At 58.3% G+C, this 18,179-nt stretch carries 18 protein-coding genes and 1 pseudogene; 8 read left to right on the top strand and 11 right to left on the bottom strand.

Features of this window, described 5'->3' with window-relative positions; translation table 11 throughout:
• Nucleotides 1-51 precede the first annotated feature (51 nt).
• The 3 genes from dbpA to yccS all read left to right on the top strand — a co-directional run bounded on the left by dbpA (nt 52) and on the right by yccS (nt 5,058).
• Nucleotides 52-1,389: an ATP-dependent RNA helicase DbpA gene (gene dbpA / locus ACM6JQ_RS00680; RefSeq protein ID WP_230669476.1), complete on the top strand. Its 1,338-nt coding sequence runs from the start codon at nt 52-54 to the stop codon at nt 1,387-1,389.
• A 137-nt stretch (nt 1,390-1,526) separates the two neighbouring features.
• A complete protein-coding gene (locus ACM6JQ_RS00675) occupies nt 1,527-2,705 on the top strand; it encodes an NAD(P)/FAD-dependent oxidoreductase (RefSeq protein ID WP_042704924.1) in 1,179 nt (392 codons plus the stop codon).
• Nucleotides 2,706-2,865: 160 nt separating this feature from the next.
• Nucleotides 2,866-5,058, top strand: coding sequence for a YccS family putative transporter (gene yccS / locus ACM6JQ_RS00670; RefSeq protein ID WP_007913783.1), 2,193 nt, complete (start codon nt 2,866-2,868; stop codon nt 5,056-5,058).
• A gap of 112 nt (nt 5,059-5,170) precedes the next feature.
• Here the strand turns inward: yccS and ACM6JQ_RS00665 are convergent, their stop codons facing one another.
• Complete coding sequence (locus ACM6JQ_RS00665) at nt 5,171-5,908, bottom strand: substrate-binding periplasmic protein (protein ID WP_007913782.1); 738 nt, start codon at nt 5,906-5,908, stop codon at nt 5,171-5,173.
• Between the two features lie 255 nt (nt 5,909-6,163).
• Between ACM6JQ_RS00665 and ACM6JQ_RS00660 the strand changes: the two genes are divergently transcribed.
• Nucleotides 6,164-6,616 carry a GNAT family N-acetyltransferase gene (locus tag ACM6JQ_RS00660; RefSeq protein WP_007913781.1) on the top strand — a complete coding sequence of 151 codons (453 nt, stop codon included), beginning with the start codon at nt 6,164-6,166 and terminating at the stop codon, nt 6,614-6,616.
• 200 nt (nt 6,617-6,816) lie between these two features.
• On the opposite strand, the gene ACM6JQ_RS00655 is transcribed toward ACM6JQ_RS00660, so the two are convergent.
• The 3 genes from ACM6JQ_RS00655 to ACM6JQ_RS00645 are packed head-to-tail and all read right to left on the bottom strand — an operon-like array spanning nt 6,817 to nt 9,800.
• On the bottom strand, nt 6,817-7,113 hold the full coding sequence (locus ACM6JQ_RS00655; RefSeq protein WP_007913779.1) for a winged helix-turn-helix domain-containing protein: 297 nt from the start codon (nt 7,111-7,113) through the stop codon (nt 6,817-6,819).
• A gap of 24 nt (nt 7,114-7,137) precedes the next feature.
• Nucleotides 7,138-7,632 carry a M48 family metallopeptidase gene (locus tag ACM6JQ_RS00650; RefSeq protein ID WP_099757394.1) on the bottom strand — a complete coding sequence of 165 codons (495 nt, stop codon included), beginning with the start codon at nt 7,630-7,632 and terminating at the stop codon, nt 7,138-7,140.
• 44 nt (nt 7,633-7,676) lie between these two features.
• Complete coding sequence (locus tag ACM6JQ_RS00645; RefSeq protein WP_095112767.1) at nt 7,677-9,800, bottom strand: putative bifunctional diguanylate cyclase/phosphodiesterase; 2,124 nt, start codon at nt 9,798-9,800, stop codon at nt 7,677-7,679.
• 322 nt (nt 9,801-10,122) lie between these two features.
• Between ACM6JQ_RS00645 and ACM6JQ_RS00640 the strand changes: the two genes are divergently transcribed.
• The 4 genes and pseudogenes from ACM6JQ_RS00640 to ACM6JQ_RS00625 all read left to right on the top strand — a co-directional run.
• Nucleotides 10,123-10,791 (top strand): polysaccharide lyase family 7 protein, encoded by a 669-nt coding sequence (locus tag ACM6JQ_RS00640; protein ID WP_007913770.1) that lies wholly within the window; start codon nt 10,123-10,125, stop codon nt 10,789-10,791.
• Nucleotides 10,792-11,248: 457 nt separating this feature from the next.
• Nucleotides 11,249-11,611, top strand: a complete 363-nt coding sequence (locus ACM6JQ_RS00635) for a DUF6124 family protein (RefSeq protein ID WP_007913768.1) — start codon at nt 11,249-11,251, stop codon at nt 11,609-11,611.
• A gap of 102 nt (nt 11,612-11,713) precedes the next feature.
• Nucleotides 11,714-11,965 (top strand): helix-turn-helix domain-containing protein, encoded by a 252-nt coding sequence (locus tag ACM6JQ_RS00630; RefSeq protein WP_414893075.1) that lies wholly within the window; start codon nt 11,714-11,716, stop codon nt 11,963-11,965.
• A pseudogene (locus ACM6JQ_RS00625) lies at nt 11,962-12,129 on the top strand (HipA N-terminal domain-containing protein); the annotation flags it as partial. The gene ACM6JQ_RS00630 and the pseudogene ACM6JQ_RS00625, both read left to right, overlap by 4 nt.
• Before the next feature lie 55 nt (nt 12,130-12,184).
• Here ACM6JQ_RS00625 and ACM6JQ_RS00620 read toward each other — a convergent pair.
• The 7 genes from ACM6JQ_RS00620 to epd all read right to left on the bottom strand — a co-directional run bounded on the left by ACM6JQ_RS00620 (nt 12,185) and on the right by epd (nt 18,052).
• The gene (locus ACM6JQ_RS00620) at nt 12,185-13,459 is read right to left on the bottom strand and encodes a type II toxin-antitoxin system HipA family toxin (RefSeq protein ID WP_414893074.1); all 1,275 of its coding nucleotides are present in this window, start codon (nt 13,457-13,459) and stop codon (nt 12,185-12,187) included.
• A complete protein-coding gene (locus ACM6JQ_RS00615) occupies nt 13,452-13,742 on the bottom strand; it encodes a helix-turn-helix transcriptional regulator (protein WP_414893073.1) in 291 nt (96 codons plus the stop codon). Before ACM6JQ_RS00615 ends, ACM6JQ_RS00620 begins: the two co-directional genes overlap by 8 nt.
• 118 nt (nt 13,743-13,860) lie before the next feature.
• The gene (fba, locus tag ACM6JQ_RS00610; protein ID WP_007913760.1) at nt 13,861-14,925 is read right to left on the bottom strand and encodes a class II fructose-bisphosphate aldolase; all 1,065 of its coding nucleotides are present in this window, start codon (nt 14,923-14,925) and stop codon (nt 13,861-13,863) included.
• A gap of 252 nt (nt 14,926-15,177) precedes the next feature.
• The gene (locus ACM6JQ_RS00605) at nt 15,178-15,510 is read right to left on the bottom strand and encodes an MliC family protein (protein ID WP_414893072.1); all 333 of its coding nucleotides are present in this window, start codon (nt 15,508-15,510) and stop codon (nt 15,178-15,180) included.
• 57 nt (nt 15,511-15,567) lie between these two features.
• On the bottom strand, nt 15,568-15,789 hold the full coding sequence (locus tag ACM6JQ_RS00600) for a hypothetical protein (RefSeq protein ID WP_007913756.1): 222 nt from the start codon (nt 15,787-15,789) through the stop codon (nt 15,568-15,570).
• 34 nt (nt 15,790-15,823) lie between these two features.
• Complete coding sequence (locus ACM6JQ_RS00595; protein ID WP_007913753.1) at nt 15,824-16,987, bottom strand: phosphoglycerate kinase; 1,164 nt, start codon at nt 16,985-16,987, stop codon at nt 15,824-15,826.
• A 12-nt stretch (nt 16,988-16,999) separates the two neighbouring features.
• On the bottom strand, nt 17,000-18,052 hold the full coding sequence (gene epd / locus ACM6JQ_RS00590; RefSeq protein WP_007913751.1) for an erythrose-4-phosphate dehydrogenase: 1,053 nt from the start codon (nt 18,050-18,052) through the stop codon (nt 17,000-17,002).
• Nucleotides 18,053-18,179: the final 127 nt, after the last annotated feature.

The following is an 18,179-nucleotide window of genomic DNA, read 5'->3' as shown; positions in this document are numbered from 1 at the left end:
CCCGTGACCACCATCGCCACCGCTTTTAATACTCTGCCGCTGTCCGCCGCCATGCTGGCTAACCTCGAATCCCTCGGTTATGCCCAGATGACGCCGATCCAGGCGCAGAGCTTGCCGGTGATCCTCAAGGGGATGGACCTGATCGCCCAGGCCAAGACCGGCAGTGGCAAGACCGCCGCGTTCGGCATCGGCCTGCTCAACCCGATCAACCCGCGCTACTTCGGTTGCCAGGCACTGGTGATCTGCCCGACGCGTGAGCTGGCCGACCAGGTCGCCAAGGAAATCCGTCGTCTGGCCCGTGCCGAAGACAACATCAAGGTCCTGACCCTGTGCGGCGGCGTGTCGTTCGGCCCGCAGATTGCTTCGCTGGAGCACGGCGCGCACATCATCGTCGGCACCCCGGGGCGCATCCAGCAGCACCTGCGCAAGGGTTCGCTGGTCCTCGACGGCCTGAACACGCTGATTCTCGACGAAGCCGACCGCATGCTCGACATGGGTTTCTACGATGCCATCGAAGACATCATCGTCAAGACCCCGGAGCGTCGTCAGACCCTGCTGTTCTCCGCGACTTACCCGGTGGGCATCAAGCAACTGGCGTCGAAGTTCATGCGTGATCCGCAAACGGTGAAAGCCGAAGCGTTCCACGATGACACGCAGATCGAGCAGCGTTTCTACGAGATTTCCCCGGAAGATCGCATGAGCGCAGTGACCAAAGTCCTGCACCACTTCCGTCCGGCGTCCTGCGTGGCGTTCTGCTTCACCAAGCAGCAAGTTCAGGAAACCGTTGATCACCTGACCGCCAAAGGCATTTCCGCCGTCGGCCTGCACGGCGATCTGGAACAGCGTGATCGCGATCAGGTGCTGGCGATGTTCGCCAACCGCAGTACCTCGGTACTGGTCGCCACCGACGTCGCCGCCCGTGGTCTGGACATCGATGCGCTGGACATGGTGATCAACGTCGAACTGGCCCGCGATTCGGAAATCCACATTCACCGCGTTGGCCGCACCGGTCGCGCTGGCGAGAAAGGCATCGCGATCAGCCTGGTTGCTCCGGGCGAAGCGCACCGCGCGCAAGCCATTGAGCAGCTGCAGAAGTCGCCGCTGAACTGGGATCAGGTCGATAACCTCAAGTCCCAAGGCCTTGCCCCGCTGCAACCGCCGATGACCACGCTGTGCATCGGCGCGGGCCGTAAAGACAAGGTTCGCCCGGGCGACATTCTTGGCGCACTGACTGGCGATGCCGGTATTCCCGGTGCGCAGGTTGGCAAGATCGCGATCTTCGACTTCCAGGCTTACGTGGCGGTTGACCGCACCGTGGCCATGCAGGCCTTGCAGCGTTTGAACGACGGCAAGATCAAGGGCCGCTCGCTGCGCGTCCGCATCCTTTAAGAACAACGTAACTCCCCTGAAGGAGCTGCCGCAGGCCGCGATCTTTTGACTTTGTTTTTTAAGAGCAAGATCAAAAGATCGCAGCCTGCGGCAGCTCCTACAGTTCGTTTTGTGGTGATATTTCAGAGGACACCGTTTTGCGCTCTACCGAAGTCGTGATCATTGGCGCTGGCGCCGCTGGGTTGATGTGTGCACTGACCGCCGCCGGGCGTGGGCGTCAGGTGTTGCTGCTCGACCATGCGAACAAGGCCGGCAAGAAAATCCTGATGTCGGGCGGTGGCCGCTGCAATTTCACCAACATGTACACGGAGCCGAGCAATTTCCTCTCGCAGAACCCGCATTTCTGCAAATCCGCACTGGCGCGCTACACCCAGTGGGATTTCATCGGCATGGTCGGAAAACACGCCGTGCCGTACCACGAGAAGAAACTCGGTCAGCTGTTCTGCGATAACAAATCCAGCGATATCCTCGAAATGCTCCTGACGGAGTGCGATCAGGCCGGCGTCGAGTTGCATCTGGATACCTCGATCCAGACCATCGAAAAGGTCGAAAGCGGTTACCTGCTCGACACCACCCTCGGTCAGATCCAGTGCGAGTCGCTGGTGATCGCTACCGGCGGTCTGTCGATCCCGACGCTGGGCGCTACCGGTTTTGGTTATCAAGTCGCCAAGCAGTTCGGCCATGAATTGCTGCCGACTCGCGCCGGCCTGGTGCCGTTCACCATCACCGACCAGCTCAAAGAACTGTGCACCGAGTTGTCCGGGACTTCGGTGGATTGTCTGGTCAGCTGCAACGATCAGAGCTTTCGCGAGAACATCCTGTTCACTCACCGAGGCCTCAGTGGTCCGGCGATTTTGCAGATCTCCTCGTTCTGGGAATCTGGCGATACGGTGGAGATCAACCTGCTGCCGGATCACGACGCCGCGAGCTGGCTGCAACAGCAAGTGGCCGAGCGCCCGAACAGTGAATTGAAAACTTTGCTGGGTGAGATTTTCACCAAGAAGATGGCCAATTTGCTGGCAGATAACTGGTTCGTGTCCAAGCCGATGAAGCAGTACACCCACGCAGAACTGGCGGAGATCGCCGAGAAGCTCGGCAGCTGGAAAGTCGTACCGGCGGGGACTGAGGGTTATCGCACGGCCGAAGTAACGCTCGGTGGCGTCGATACCCGCGAGGTATCGTCCAAGACCATGGAATCGCTGAAAAGCCCCGGCCTGTACTTCATCGGCGAAGTGCTCGACGTCACTGGCCATCTGGGCGGTTTCAACTTTCAGTGGGCCTGGGCCTCCGGTTACGCCGCCGCGCAGTACGCCTGACCGAAACAACACTCCCCTGTAGGAGCTGCCGAAGGCTGCTCCTACAGGGGTAGCGGGCGATCAAGGAACACTTTTTGCTGTCAGATGTGATCGGCGCCATTGCGTCGGCGTCATTACTGGCTCAATTTAGCGGCATCGCCTCGGAAGGCCTTCGCACTTCATGTCCTCGACCTCGTTTCGTCAGTCTTTGCGGCGCCTGTGGGCGCTGGATAAATTCAGCTATAGCGTGCGGGTGTTCATCGCCCTGACCGGCAGCATGGCGCTGTGTTGGTATCAGGATGAAATGGGCCTGCTGATCCCGTTGTTCCTGGGGATTATCGCCAGCGCCCTGGCCGAGACCGACGACAGTTGGCAGGGCCGCCTCAACGCCCTCGCCGTGACACTGGTGTGCTTCAGCATCGCCGCACTGTCGGTGGAATTGCTCTTCCCCTACCCCATCGTGTTTGCCATTGCATTGGCGCTGGCCAGTTTCGGCCTGACCATGCTCGGGGCACTCGGCGAGCGTTATGGCGCGATTGCTTCGGCGACGTTGATTCTGTCCGTATACACAATGATCGGCGTTGATCAGCGCGGTGGCGCGGTCACCGATTTTTGGCACGAGCCGATGCTGCTGGTGGCCGGGGCGGCGTGGTACGGCTTGCTCTCGGTGCTGTGGCAGGCGCTGTTTTCCAACCAGCCGGTGCAACAAAGTCTGGCGCGATTATTCCGTGAGCTGGGCTTTTACCTGAAGCTGAAATCCTCGCTGTTCGAGCCGATCCGGCAAATGGATGTGGAAGCGCGGCGTCTGGAACTGGCCCAGCAGAACGGTCGCGTGGTGGCGGCGCTGAACAGTGCCAAGGAAATCATCCTGCACCGCGTCGGCAACGGCCGCCCCGGCTCGAAAGTCAGCCGCTACCTGAAGCTGTATTTCCTCGCGCAAGACATACACGAACGCGCCAGCTCCTCGCACTACCCGTACAACGCGCTGGCCGAAGCGTTCTTCCACAGCGACGTGCTGTTCCGCTGCCAACGCCTGTTGCGCCAGCAAGGCAAGGCCTGCCGCGCTCTGGCCGAATCGATCCAGATGCGCCAGCCATTTATTTATGACGCGAGTTTCGCCGAAGCCCTCAGCGACCTCGACGCCTCCCTCGAACACCTGCGCATCCAGAGCAATCCGGCCTGGCGCGGATTGCTGCGTTCGCTGCGCGCACTGGCGGCCAACCTCGGCACCCTCGATCGTTTGCTCAGCGACGCGAGCAACCCGGATGCCTTGGCCGATGCGACCGACAGCAGCCTGCTCGACCGTTCGCCGCGCAACCTCAAAGACGTCTGGGTGCGCCTGCGCACGCAACTGACGCCGACTTCTCTGTTGTTCCGTCATGCCCTGCGCCTGCCCTTGGCGCTGAGTATCGGCTACGGCATGGTGCACCTGATTCACCCGTCGCAAGGCTACTGGATCATCCTCACCACGCTGTTCGTCTGCCAGCCGAACTATGGCGCGACGCGGCGCAAACTCGGTCAGCGGATCCTTGGCACCGCTATCGGCCTGACCGTGGCGTGGGCGCTGTTCGATCTGTTCCCGAGTCCGTTGGTGCAGTCGTGCTTTGCCATCGCCGCCGGCGTGGTGTTCTTTACCAACCGCACCACCCGCTACACCCTGGCGACGGCGGCGATCACCATCATGGTGCTGTTCTGCTTCAACCAGGTCGGTGACGGTTACGGACTGTTCCTGCCACGCCTGTTCGATACGCTGCTGGGCAGCCTGATTGCCGGCCTGACGGTATTCCTGTTCCTGCCGGACTGGCAGGGTCGACGCCTGAATAAAGTGCTGGCCAACACCCTGACCTGCAACAGCATCTACCTGCGCCAGATCATGCAGCAATACGCCGCCGGCAAGAGCGACGACCTCGCCTATAGGCTGGCCCGACGTAACGCGCACAACGCCGATGCCGCGCTGTCGACGACGCTGGCAAACATGCTCATGGAGCCGGGGCATTTCCGTAAGGAAGCGGATGTCGGCTTCCGCTTTCTGGTGCTGTCGCACACGTTGTTGAGTTATCTGTCAGGGTTGGGCGCGCATCGCGAGACGCAGTTGCCGGCAGATGTGCGTGAGCAGTTGATTGATGGCGCCGGGGTGAAACTGGCGACGAGCATTGATGAAATCGCCCAAGGGCTGGCGAACAAGCAGCCGGTGGCGATTCAGAGTGACGAGGAAGAAGCGCTGGCCAATGAGCTGGAGCAGATGGCCGATGAGATCGATGAGGGGCAGCGGTTGGTGCAGACACAGTTGGCGTTGATCTGCCGGCAACTCGGACCGTTGCGGACGTTGGCGGCGCACCTGATCAAGGACACCTCAGAAATCAGCGGCGGTTGACAGGGCGTCATCGCGTGCAGGCTCACTCCTACAGGGGGACGCATTCCAAATTGTAGGAGTGAGCCTGCTCGCGATAGCGACATCTGCCACACAGAGGATTCTGGATCGACCCTCACATCCCATGCTGCCTCAACAACTTGTCATAACTGCCATCCGCCTTCATCGCCGCAATCGCCTTATCAAACCCCGCGACAATCTGCTCATGCTGCGGATTCTTCAGGCTCACCAGAATGTGCAGGCTGTTCTCACTCAACGGCTTGGGCAAAAACTCCACTGAATTGCGCACCTTGGCTGATTCGCGCGCCAGGTAATACTTCGCCACATACTCATCCTCCAGCGTCAACTTGACCCGATCCGCCGCGAGCATGCGCACGGCCATGGCGAAGTTATGCACAGGGACTTTCTGCAACGCCGTGTCGGCATCGAACGGCGCCGAATAGGCATAGCCGCGCACCACCGCAATCGGGTACGTGTGCAATTGCTGCAGATTGGAATAATCGAGTGGCGTGTCTTTGCGCTTGAGAAAGCGGATGCGGTTGAGCAGGTATTCCCCGGAAAACTCGCCCAGCTTGGTCCGCTCATCGTTGTACCAGGCGTTGACCAACACGTCGTAGCGGCCTTCGCCGACACCGAGCAGCGCCCGCGCCCAAGGCACCTGTTCGTAGCCGCTGGCATAACCGGCCCGGGCCAGGGCAGTCGTGACGATGTCGGTGGCCAGTCCGCCGTTGACCAGCGTGTCGTCGGTAAAGGGTGGCCAGATATCAAACACCAGCCGCAGCTTCTCCGCTGCAGCAGTCTGAGCCAGCAAGAGCAATCCGACCAAAGCAAAGGCTCGATGCAAACGCGGCATGCTTGAAAATCCTTAGCGGGCAGGTTGCCCAGCATGTTTTCAGCCAAAACCCCAAGGCCCCTTACCGGCAAAACCCAGGCCCTAACATTAGCTCATTGCAGCCAGTGCACAGGGCTCTTCAGCAGATTACACAAAGTCGCCGAGACTGCGAGAAAGGAATGATGGCATTTTGACCTTTGTCACAGACTCTTACGCCATAAAGACATCTTTGCCGCAGGCGCTTAGTATCGGGCGACACGTTCAAGGAATCGGCAAATGACAATCGAATGGGTCTGCAAACATCACAGTGATCTGGGCAAGGAACAGCTGTACGCGCTGTTGAAGCTGCGCTCGGACGTGTTCGTGGTTGAACAGAAATGCGCTTATCCGGACCTCGACGGTCAGGATCTGGAAGGCGATACCTATCACCTGATGGGTTGGGAAGATGATCAGTTGATGGCCTACCTGCGCCTGCTGGATCCGGAATCCCAGGGCGGCGACGTGGTGATCGGCCGGGTGATTACTGCACCGCAGGGGCGCGGCAGAGGGCTGGGGCACGAAATGATGGAGCAGGCGCTGAAACAGGCTGAAAAGCATTGGCCGCAGGTGCCGATCTATCTGTCGGCACAGGCGCATTTGCAGGGGTATTACGGCAAGTACGGGTTTGTTGTGGCGGGTGAGGAGTATCTGGAGGATGACATTCCACATATCGGGATGCGTCGCGCCTGAACAGCCCCTCACCCTAGCCCTCTCCCGGAGGGAGAGGGGACTGACCGAGTTGTGCTGCGCTATCCGCCGACCTGAAAAACCGAGTCGATTATGGATTCAACGGCGCTCGCTCACGTCGGCGTAACTCTCAAATATCCCCCAATCGGCTCCCTCTCCCTCCGGGAGAGGGCTGGGCGGGCGGCGGTCCGATGAGGGGCTCTTCAGGGATACTCCAGAACAGCCTTGATCTGCCGCAAATTCCTCTCGATCCACCCACGATCAATCGCCCCCCACTCACGAATCCGATAGCGCCCGGCGTGATTGCGCGCGCCCTCTTCCTGCTCGAACTCACAAACGATATCCAGATCCGCCAACGCCGCAATCGTGTCCTGCGCCGTGCGCCGGGGCATGCCGGTCACTTCGGTCAGCGTCGGCACACTCGGCGCCAGACCGCTGTCGATCAGGTACGCCACATATAAGCGACGGTAGAAACTGCTTTTGGTCTTGCTGACGTCCATCCACACCTTCCTGGTTGCGTACTGTTAAGCCTGCATATCCCGCCACGTCAGGTACACGCGCAGATCAAACTCGACCTGGTGGTACCCCGGCAGCATGTGCTCACACAATTTATAGAACGCCTTGTTGTGATCCGACTCTTTGAAATGCGCCAGTTCATGCACCACGATCATTTTCAGAAAGTCCGGCGCGGCATCCTTGAACAACGAGGCGATACGAATCTCTTTCTTGGCCTTGAGCTTGCCGCCCTGCACCCGCGACACCGTGGTGTGCAGACCGAGGGCGCGGTGCGTCAGGTCGAGGCGATTGTCGAACAGCACCTTGTCGATGGCCGGCGCGTTGCGCAGGTATTCCTGCTTCAAGTCCAGCGCATAGCTGTACAAAGCCTTGTCGCTCTGCACGTCGTGCCGTCCCGAATAGCGTTGATTCAGGTAATCACCCAGACGCCCTTCGGCGATCAATTGGCGCACCTGATCCTGTAATTGCGCGGGATAGGCCTGGAGGTACTTCAACACAGTCATGGACAAGCGACACGGTTCGAAAAAGGTCCGCCAGTGTAGCGAATTCAAACGGGCAGCGCGCTCCAGTCAAACGGCTCGGCGAAGCTGACCGCGTCCTCGGCGATCAATGGCCGGGCCACGAGGAAGCCCTGCACATACTCGCAGCCGTGGGCTTGCAGCCATTGGTATTGCTCGATGGTTTCAACGCCCTCGGCGATCACCAGCAAACCGTATTGCTTGCACAGACTGATGACCGTGCTGACCAGCGAGGCGTCGCGTTTGGAGTCCGGCAATCGCGCGATGAGATGGCGATCAATTTTCAGCGTATCGAGTTCCAGATCGCGCAGATGCGCCAGCGAACACGGCCCGGAACCGAAGTCATCCAGCGCCACCCGCACCCCGAGATTGCGCAGCAAACGCAGCTGTTTGCGGGTTTCGTCGGGGTTTTGCATCAGCGCTTCTTCGGTGACTTCGACCTCCAGTTGCCGAGGCTGCAAGGCGTGTCGCTCCATCACCTGACGCAACTCGGTGACCAGATTCGGCAGACTGAACTGGGTGTTGCTCAAACTCACGCCGAGCACCAGATCCTCGGCAAACAGGGTTTCCCAGGCTTTACGCTGACCGGCGCCGCGATGATAAATCCAGCTGCCGAGGCGGCTGATCAGCCGCGCCTCTTCCAGCAGCGGCAAGAACAACCCCGGCGGCACATCGCCGACACTCGGGTGCTGCCAGCGCAACAACGCTTCAAAGCCACGAATCTGGCCCGTGTCGATAGCCACTTGCGGTTGATAGACCAGATTGAAATCGCGATTCTCGATGGCGGCACGCACGCTCTCTTCGAGCATCAACCGCGAGCGCGCCCTACCGTTCATTTCATGATCATAAAAGCGATATTGCTGACGCCCGGCGCGCTTGGCTTCGTACATGGCGATGTCGGATGCACGCAGCAATCCGTCGAGGTTCGAGCCGCAATCCGGATAAGTGGCGATGCCGATACTCGCGCCCAAAGCGATGTCCAACCCTTCGATCTGCTGACAGATCGACACTCGCTCGATGAGTTTTTCGGCAATCTTCGCCGCTTGCTCGGGGAACTCCAGATCCAGCAGCGCGGTGAATTCATCACCGCCCATGCGCGCGAGAATGTCGAACGGTCGCAGGCAGGCCTTCAATTGCTCGGAGACCCAGCGCAACACCCGGTCGCCGGCATCATGACCGAGTGAATCGTTGACCCGTTTGAAGCCATCAAGATCCAGATACAGCAAGACCCAACTGCTATCACTGCGCTCACCGCGCAGCAACAGGTTTTCAACAGTCTGGTAAAAGCCGCGGCGGTTGAGCAACCCGGTCAGTGGATCGGTCACCGCTTGGAATTCAAGCTGCTGGTGCAAGTGCCGCACCACCGACATGTCCAGCACGGTCACCACCATCGCGTGTTGCTCGGCAGGCAACGCCGCACACGACAAGGCTACCGGCACTTGCTGGCCGGGCGCCGTGCGTAGCAAGGCGTCGTGCAGCCTTAGCGTTTCGCCACGCTTGTAGCTGGCATAAAACTCGGAATCGGCCCACAGCGGAATGTGCGGCTTCTGTAGAAAATCGAGAAACTCTTTACCTTCCAGCTCCTTCACCGGCGCATTCAACAAACGCGAAATCGCCGGATTGGCAAAACGGATCAAACCGTCTTCGCCCACCACCAGAATGCCTTCAGCCGCGTTATCCAGCACCGAGGCATTGAAGGCGCGTGCCACTTCCAGATCATGACTCAGGCGCTGCAAGGCCCGGCGATTGCGCTGGTGCTCCAGCAACGCCTGCACTTTGGGCTTGAGTATCTGCGGGTCGAACGGCTTGAACAGGTAATCCACCGCGCCACTGGCATAGCCCTTGATCACGGCGTCCTGGGACTGTTCGTTGGCGGTCAGAAAGATGATCGGCGTCAGGCGCGTGCGCTGGCTGCCACGCATCAGGCGCGCGACTTCAAAGCCGTCCATGCCCGGCATTTGCACGTCCAGCAGCACCAGATCGACGTCGTGCGAGAGCAGAATATTGAGCGCTTCGAAACCCGAGGCTGCGGTGAGGACGTGCCAATCCTGGCGCTGCAGCAACGCGCGCATGCTGATCAGATTTTCAGGGTAATCATCAACGATCAAAAGGACAGAGTTGCCTTCACCTGGCGGGGGTTGCGCGCATTCCATGCTGCTTCTCTTGTCGGGACTTTTGGTCGGCTTCCGGTAAAAACCGCACACATACTGAGCCTTCACTCTAGTACTGGATCCAAGAAAGCAGAAGCTGTCATCAGGCCATCATTTAACCAAAGCGTGAATTTGCCGACTAACGGTCACCGCTGAAGCCCCCGAAAACCGGCAGAGATGGCATTTCGACAGGATGTTGACGTCAATCATCTGCCAAACGGGCATTAACAAAAAATCCCTCTACGCTTATAAAGGCCGCCCCAAAACGTGCGGGCTAGAGCTTCTGGCACGTACGTGCAGCGAATTTTGAGTGGAAGAACCCGACATGATCGATCTCGCAACCTGGAACCTCAGCGTTCCCGTTGGCAGCCCGCCATACACCGTCGAAACCTCCAAACTGGTGAACGGCTTCAAAGATCAATACTTCCATTCCGACACCGGCACCTTGTTCTTCTGGTCACCGGTTACCGGGTCAAAAACCGAAAACGCCATTTATCCGCGCACCGAACTGCGGGAGACCTACAGCAACGGCACGCTGCGAAACTGGTATTACCCGGATGCCGACAACCTGCTGCGGGCGACCCTCACGGTTAATAAGGTGCCCAGCTCCGGCAAGATCGTCATCGGCCAGATTCACGCTTATGAAAGCCAGAAGCCGATGGTCAAACTTGAGTATCAGTACAAGACAAAAACCGAAACCGGCAACCTGGTGATCAAGGTGCGCATGCATCCGGATGACGACGAAAGCCGCGTCATCACCCTCGCCACCGGGGTCAAACTGGATCGCGAATTCAACTACCTTATTCACCTGAGTCCTGGCGGTGCGTTGGGTGTCAGTGCGGCGGGTTATCAGTGGGATTCACAGATCAGCGCGACCTGGCGCAACAAGCCGTTGTACTTCAAGGCTGGGGTTTATGTGCAGGACAACACCGGGTATACGAGTGAGGGTGGGCAAGTGACCTTCTCCAAACTCGACATCGATCACGACAAATAACCCAATCCCCACGGTAGGAGCTGCCGAAGGCTGCGATCTTTTGATCCTGTTTTTGATTCTGAAAAGACAAAATCAAAAGATCGCAGCCTTCGGCAGCTCCTACCTTTAAACAGTGCTGTTTAGATCTGTCGGCGGTTACTTCCGGATGCCTACAAGGCCTTGCGCCGTTGCCTACCACTACGCCAGAATCCGCCGGCTTGTGCGCCTGGCGGGCCATCGGTAACTTGATTCGCGTCACTGATTTCCAGTGATCGGGTTTAGTAGCCCGTGGTTTCAAGCGTTGTGCACAAGCATCTGTCAGTCAGGTATTCCCATACCTGCGCTTGATGGTAGCTGTGCGCAGGGCACCTTCGGGTGCGCCGGCTTGCTCGAAACCCCGGTCTACTAACCTGCGTACAGTTGCCTCCACTTTGATTTAGTAGCCAGAGCGGGGGCACTCCAATCAGGTTTCGAGCAAATGACAAAATCAACGCCGCACCCGCCAGAAACAGATCCCGCATCCCCCTACGAATCCCTCGATTCCAAAAAACTCAACGACGCCGCCGAGCGCGCCCTCGACCATTACCTCAAACCGTCAGCCTTCATCATGGCCAGCACGCATAAACCCGAACCCATGTACCTCGCCAACCCGAAGTACAACACCGAATCCCTGCTGGCCAACGCCAGCGAAACCCTGGGTTCAGCCAGCGAAATGCTCAACAACTTCGCCGCCATGCTCGACACCTCACACCGCAAGACCGCGCTAGGCATTGCGCAAGTCGTCATGCTCGGTGAATTGGCGGTAAATCAGGCATTGGATCATGTCGAACTAAAGGAATAACCCGCCCACAAAAAAACCCGCCTCATGGCGGGTTTCTTAGGTCAAATAGATTAAATGTTCCGTATACGCTACATTGACATCAAAATGTTACGGTAGCGCAACATGGATTACTCTCTTTTAATTACCCGTCTCGGCAATCAATTACGTGAAAAACGTATAAATCGTGGCCTGACGCAGGCGCAGCTTGCCGATCTGGCGGGACTGACGCGATACAAAGTCATCGCGGTGGAGAAAGGCACCCTTTCTGTCGGCATGATCGCTTATGCGCGGGTTTTAGCTGCGCTGGACTGCGAACTCTCGGCGGTTCCAGCAACGATGCCAACCCTTGAAGAACTTGGAGATTTATTCGAATGAAAATGTCTTCTCTTCAAGTCAGTACCCCTGAAGGTAATAGCGGGAGACTGTTCAGCGATACCGAGGATTTCACTTTCCGTTATCACGAAAATGCATCGCCACAAATGGCGATCAGCCTCTTGATGCCTGTACGGCATGACGAGTTTCGTCGGCGTGAGTTGCACCCTGTATTTCAGCCTCGCGGCGGGCTCCTGAATAGCAATAAGCGCAAAAGCGTAGCTAAACGTTGCTATCTCCCAATACGGGCTTACGCTTCAATCCCGACCCAACCGAGTCGTTCAAGGCAACTGTACGTCCGACATCCCATTCGCGTTGCATCCCCGCAAACAATTCAGCATCCACCCGGGACCGATGAGCAGTCAGTGCCTGGCTCATTGCCTCAGCTATTCGGTCGATGATCAATGCCGGCCTATCCACTGCACAGTGTTTGCGACCGAACTCGATCAGTTGCTGGCGATCCGGGTAGTCTTTGGTTTTATTCATTTTGATTGCCAGGGTACGGTCAACCAGTGAACGCCCTGACTTCGGGTTGTAGTTTTCATAGACCGTGGTGGTCGTAACATCGTAAATCGGGGCTAACTGCACGGTTTCTGGAGCCGCGGGCTGCGTGTATATCACGCCGAAGTTCTTCAAATGTGCATCGCCATTGCGCACCATCACCGAAAGGCAGACTGACGAAAAGTATCGCTCCAGCTCTCGTATCGGTTCGGCATGGCGACATACCTGGCGGATGACTGCCGCGAGGGTTTCATAGCTCTGCGAATACTTGTAATTGTCGTGAGGATCTTTGTTAAGACCCAACAGTACCGCCATGTCTTCGAAGCCGAGCCGGCCGGACGACGTCAGGTCAAACCGCTCCATGACAAATAGTTCACCGCTCTCGGAAAGCCAGAACGGTGGCGTTTCCAATCCTGCCAGCCTCGCCGCCTCCAGACACAGAAACTCGTTCTGGGCCAAGTGCTCATACTCCTCGGCTCCCGATTTGACGATGAGATCGGAACTGAGGATGGTTTTTCGGCCGCCAGTGAGCTTGTCCAGGTCAGGCACCAGTACCTTGGGCTGCACTCCGGAAATACCCGACTCAAAGTAGGTTTCAACCAGAAAGTTGAAAACACCCTGAGAGGCGTCGGCAGACAGAATGTCTTGTAAACCGACCTGGGCACGCACGGCGCTAGGTGGCTCAGTCGGATTTTCATAGGTGAGGCGACCAATCTGATTGCCGCCAATGACCGAAAGCAGGCGCATTTCATCGACCTGCATATGCTTGGCCATCCGACGTTTGATCTGATCGGCCAGAAAACCTTCGGGCACATTCATATCAAATATTGGGTGCAGTACATTGCTCACTGCGGGCGTCGGGTCATAAGGCATGACCAATGAGACTTCCCTGGACGCTTCTGCCGACTGGTAGGTAAACGAGAACTGCGAACCCTTGGACAGCTCACCCGAGCAGCCTTGCGGCGTCATGACGTTGAGCCGCTTGACCTTATTCATCATGCTCTACCAGATCGGCGAGCGACTTGAGATCGATTCGGTTGTCGACGATTTCAAGCGCCATGCCCAACGCGGCAATCACCCGGAACACGGTATAAAAAGTGACGTTTTCACCCGCCTCAAGATCGATAATGGTCTTGCGACTGCATTTGGCCTTATGCGCCAGCATTAGCTGACTGTAGCCCTTGGCTTTTCGCAGCTGACGAATGCGTTCGGCGAAAATTGCAGGATTGCTCAGGATCAAAATGTCACCCATACCGTACTTTAAGCTGATAAAAATCATTAAAGTTCACTATAGGTGACATTTCAAGTGTGGATTCCCAAGTATCACCACCAAACATTTCACCAACAAAAAACCCGCCTCACGGCGGGTTTCTTTTAAAGCAGTCTAACGCTCAGGCTTAGTTAACCTTAGCGTTCAACTCACCCTTCAGATAACGCTGGTACATCGCTTCCAGCGAGATCGGTTTGATCTTCGAAGCATTACCGGCAGTACCAAACGCTTCATAACGAGCGATACACACGTCACGCATTGCAGTAACAGTCGCGCCGAAGAATTTACGTGGGTCGAATTCGCTCGGGTTGGTGGCCATCAGGCGACGCATCGCACCGGTGGATGCCAAGCGCAGGTCGGTGTCGATGTTGACCTTGCGCACGCCGTACTTGATGCCTTCGACGATTTCTTCAACCGGTACGCCGTAGGTTTCTTTGATGTCGCCGCCGTACTGGTTGATGATCGCCAGCCACTCTTGTGGCACCGACGATGAACCGTGCATTACCAGGTGAGTGTTCGGGATGCGCTTGTGGATTTCCTTGATGCGGTCGATCGCCAACACGTCACCGGTCGGTGGCTTGGTGAACTTGTAGGCGCCGTGGCTGGTGCCGATGGCGATGGCCAGGGCATCGACCTGGGTGCGTTTGACGAAGTCAGCGGCTTCTTCCGGGTCGGTCAGCATTTGGCTGTGATCCAGAACGCCTTCGGCGCCGATGCCGTCTTCTTCACCGGCCATGCCGGTTTCCAGCGAACCCAGGCAGCCCAGCTCGCCTTCTACCGAAACGCCGCAGGCGTGCGCCATGGCCACGGTTTGTTGGGTAACGCGGACGTTGTAGTCGTAGTCGGTCGGGGTCTTGCCGTCTTCGCCCAGCGAGCCGTCCATCATCACCGAGCTGAAGCCCAGTTGGATCGAGCGCTGGCAGACATCAGGGCTGGTGCCGTGATCCTGGTGCATGCACACCGGGATGTGCGGGAATTCTTCAATCGCGGCCAGGATCAGGTGACGCAGGAAAGGCGCGCCGGCGTATTTACGGGCGCCGGCCGAAGCCTGAACGATCACCGGGGAGTCAGTCTTGTCAGCGGCTTCCATGATGGCGCGCATCTGCTCAAGGTTGTTGACGTTGAAGGCTGGAACGCCGTAGCCGAATTCGGCTGCGTGGTCCAACATCTGGCGCATGCTGATAAGTGCCATTGTGTGTGTCTCTCCCGGTTGAGGGTCGTTAATCGTGCCAGCCTGCCGGAGCGGCGGCGGCTATTCAAGTGATTGCAGATCGGGGGTTGAGGCCCGGTCTGGTGATTCGATAAAGCCAATTCTTCAGAACTGCGCAGAACCCTTGTAGGAGTGAGCCTGCTCGCGATAGCCATCTTTCAGTCAATATTGCAGCGACTGTCAGGTCGCTATCGCGAGCAGGCTCACTCCTACATTGGGTCTGCGGTGTTGCAATTACTGCGCTTTGCAGCCGCGGCCGATCAGGTCATTGGTGGCGACCCAGTACACCAGGCCTTCCTCTCCCTTGACGTGAAACGCCAGCATGCCGTCGCTGTACAGCGTGCCCGAGGCCCCCAGCTCTTCTTTCAGGCGATAGACCTGATCACCGCCACCCAGTCGAACGTCGACTTCCTTCTGGCCGGCATCGGCGTAACGCCACAGCACTTTGGCCTGGCTGTCGCAGGTCCAGGTGGTCCAGTTGTCCGCCGGAGCAGACGACTGAAACAGGTTCAACTGCGCGCAACCGCCCAACAATGCCAACGCCGCAATGGCGATCAAGCCTTTCATCCGTGTTCCTCGACTGACGGCGCATGCCGCCAGCCCTGAGTTAAAGAGTCAGACCCGTCAAGGACAACCATGTTCCTTGGCCGGGGTTTGCGTCTCGTATTTGTCCAGACCGTCCGGCCCCGAGCGCTTGTTCAGCACCGGGTTGGTTTCGGCCTGCCAGTCGGCCTGATAACAGCCCTTCTGCGACTCGCTCGGCGCCGGCGTGGCCTCGGCCTTCGGGTTACTCCCGCAGGCCGCCAGCGTACCGGTTAGCAACAACAGCGCTAACGACTTGACCATGAAAACACTCCTTTGCCTGGCCAAACGGGCGGCCTTAGGCCTTGGCCCGGCTTTCCAGGACTTCAACGGCTGGCAGCACTTTGCCCTCGACGAATTCGAGGAACGCGCCACCACCGGTGGAAATGTAGGAGATTTGCTCAGCCACGCCATATTTATCGATCGCGGCCAGGGTGTCGCCACCGCCCGCAATGGAGAACGCCGAGCTTTCCGCGATGGCCTGGGCCAGCACTTTGGTGCCGTTGCCGAACTGGTCGAATTCGAACACGCCAACCGGACCGTTCCACAGAATGGTTTTCGACGACTTCAGCAGTTCGGCGAAGTTGGCTGCGGTTTGCGGGCCGATATCCAGAATCATGTCGTCAGCCGCGACGTCGGCGATCAGCTTGACGGTCGCTTCAGCGGTTTCAGCGAATTCTTTGGCAACCACCACGTCAACCGGCAGTGGCACGCTGACTTTGGCAGCGATGGCGCGCGCGGTGTCGAGCAGATCCGGTTCGTACAGCGACTTGCCAACCGGGTGACCGGCGGCCGCGAGGAAGGTGTTGGCGATGCCGCCGCCGACGATCAGTTGATCGCAGATCTGGCTCAGGCTGTTCAGCACGTCGAGTTTGGTCGACACCTTAGAGCCGGCAACGATGGCCGCCATTGGCTGAGCCGGTGCGCCGAGGGCTTTGCCCAGTGCATCCAGTTCAGCGGCCAACAGTGGGCCAGCAGCGGCGACTTTGGCGAACTTGGCCACGCCGTGGGTCGAACCTTCGGCGCGGTGAGCGGTGCCGAACGCGTCCATCACGAACACGTCGCACAGGGCGGCGTATTGCTGGGCCAGTTCGTCAGCGTTCTTTTTCTCGCCTTTGTTGAAGCGCACGTTTTCGAACAGCACGATGTCGCCAGCCTTGACGTCAACGCCACCCAGGTAATCAGCCACCAGCGGCACTTCACGGCCCAGCGCTTTGCTCAGGTAGTCAGCGACAGGCTTGAGGCTGTTCTCGGCGGAGAACTCGCCTTCGGTCGGACGGCCAAGGTGCGAGCAGACCATCACGGCCGCGCCTTTTTCCAGGGCCAGCTTGATGGTCGGCAGCGAAGCCAGGATACGCGCATCGCTGGTGACAACACCGTCCTTGACTGGGACGTTGAGGTCTTCGCGGATCAATACGCGCTTACCTTGCAGATCGAGGTCGGACATCTTCAACACGGTCATGGGTCGCACTTCCTACGGTTTTTTTGAAGTTGCTGTTTGCAGATAGTGTTCTGCAACGTCCAGCATTCGGTTGGCAAAACCCCACTCGTTGTCGAACCAGGCCAGGATGTTCACCAGCTTGGGGCCGGAAACACGGGTCTGACTGGCATCGACGATGGCCGAATGTGGGTCATGGTTGAAATCACAACTGGCGTGCGGCAGCTCGGTGTAGGCGAGCAAGCCTTTGAGCGGGCCATGGGTGGCGGCTTCGCGCAGGATCCGGTTGACCTCATTGGCGTCAGTCGCGGTGGCAGTCTGCATCGTGATGTCGAGGCAGGACACGTTGACCGTCGGCACGCGTACGGCTTTGGCCTGAATTCGCCCGGCAAGTTCCGGCAGCAGGCGCTCGATACCGCGCGCCAGACCAGTGGACACCGGGATCACCGACTGAAACGCCGAACGCGTGCGGCGCAGGTCTTCGTGGTGATAGGCGTCGATCACCGGCTGATCGTTCATCGCCGAGTGAATCGTGGTGATCGACACGTAATCAAGGCCGATCGCCTTGTCGAGCAGGCGCAACAACGGCACGCCGCAGTTGGTGGTGCAGGAGGCGTTGGACACCAGCAGCTCGTCGCCGGTCAGGCAATCCTGATTGACGCCATAAACGATGGTGGCGTCGACATCCGCCTCGCTGGCCATCGGCTGCGAGAACAACACGCGTGGCGCGCCGGCGTCGAGAAAGCGCTGGCCGTCTTCACGGGTGTTGTAGGCACCGGAGCATTCGAGCACCAGATCGACGCCGAGTGACGCCCAATCGATGCCTTCGGGGGTGGCACTGCGCAGAACCTTCACGCAGTCGCCATTAATATGCAGACAATCGCCTTCTACTCGCACCTCGCCCGGAAAGCGGCCGTGGGTGGAGTCGAAGCGTGTCAGGTATTCGATGCTGGCCATGTCCGCCAGATCGTTGATCGCGACAATTTCAAACCCGGCTTTCTCGCCTCGCTCAAACAACGCACGCAAGACGCAACGACCAATCCGGCCGTAGCCGTTGAGTGCAACTTTGTAAGGACGCGGTTGAGGCATGGGGTTCTCGATAATATTCGCTACAACACAACCTCATGTGGGAGCTGCCGAAGGCTGCGATCTTTTGATCCTGTTTTTTTAAGATCAAGATCAAAAGATCGCAGCCTCCGGCAGCTCCTACAGGGGA

Origin of the sequence: Pseudomonas sp. IT-232MI5 (assembly GCF_949767845.1) — a bacterium.
In the GTDB taxonomy this organism is placed as follows: Bacteria; Pseudomonadota; Gammaproteobacteria; order Pseudomonadales; family Pseudomonadaceae; genus Aquipseudomonas.
This window is presented reverse-complemented; position numbering and strand designations above follow the sequence as displayed.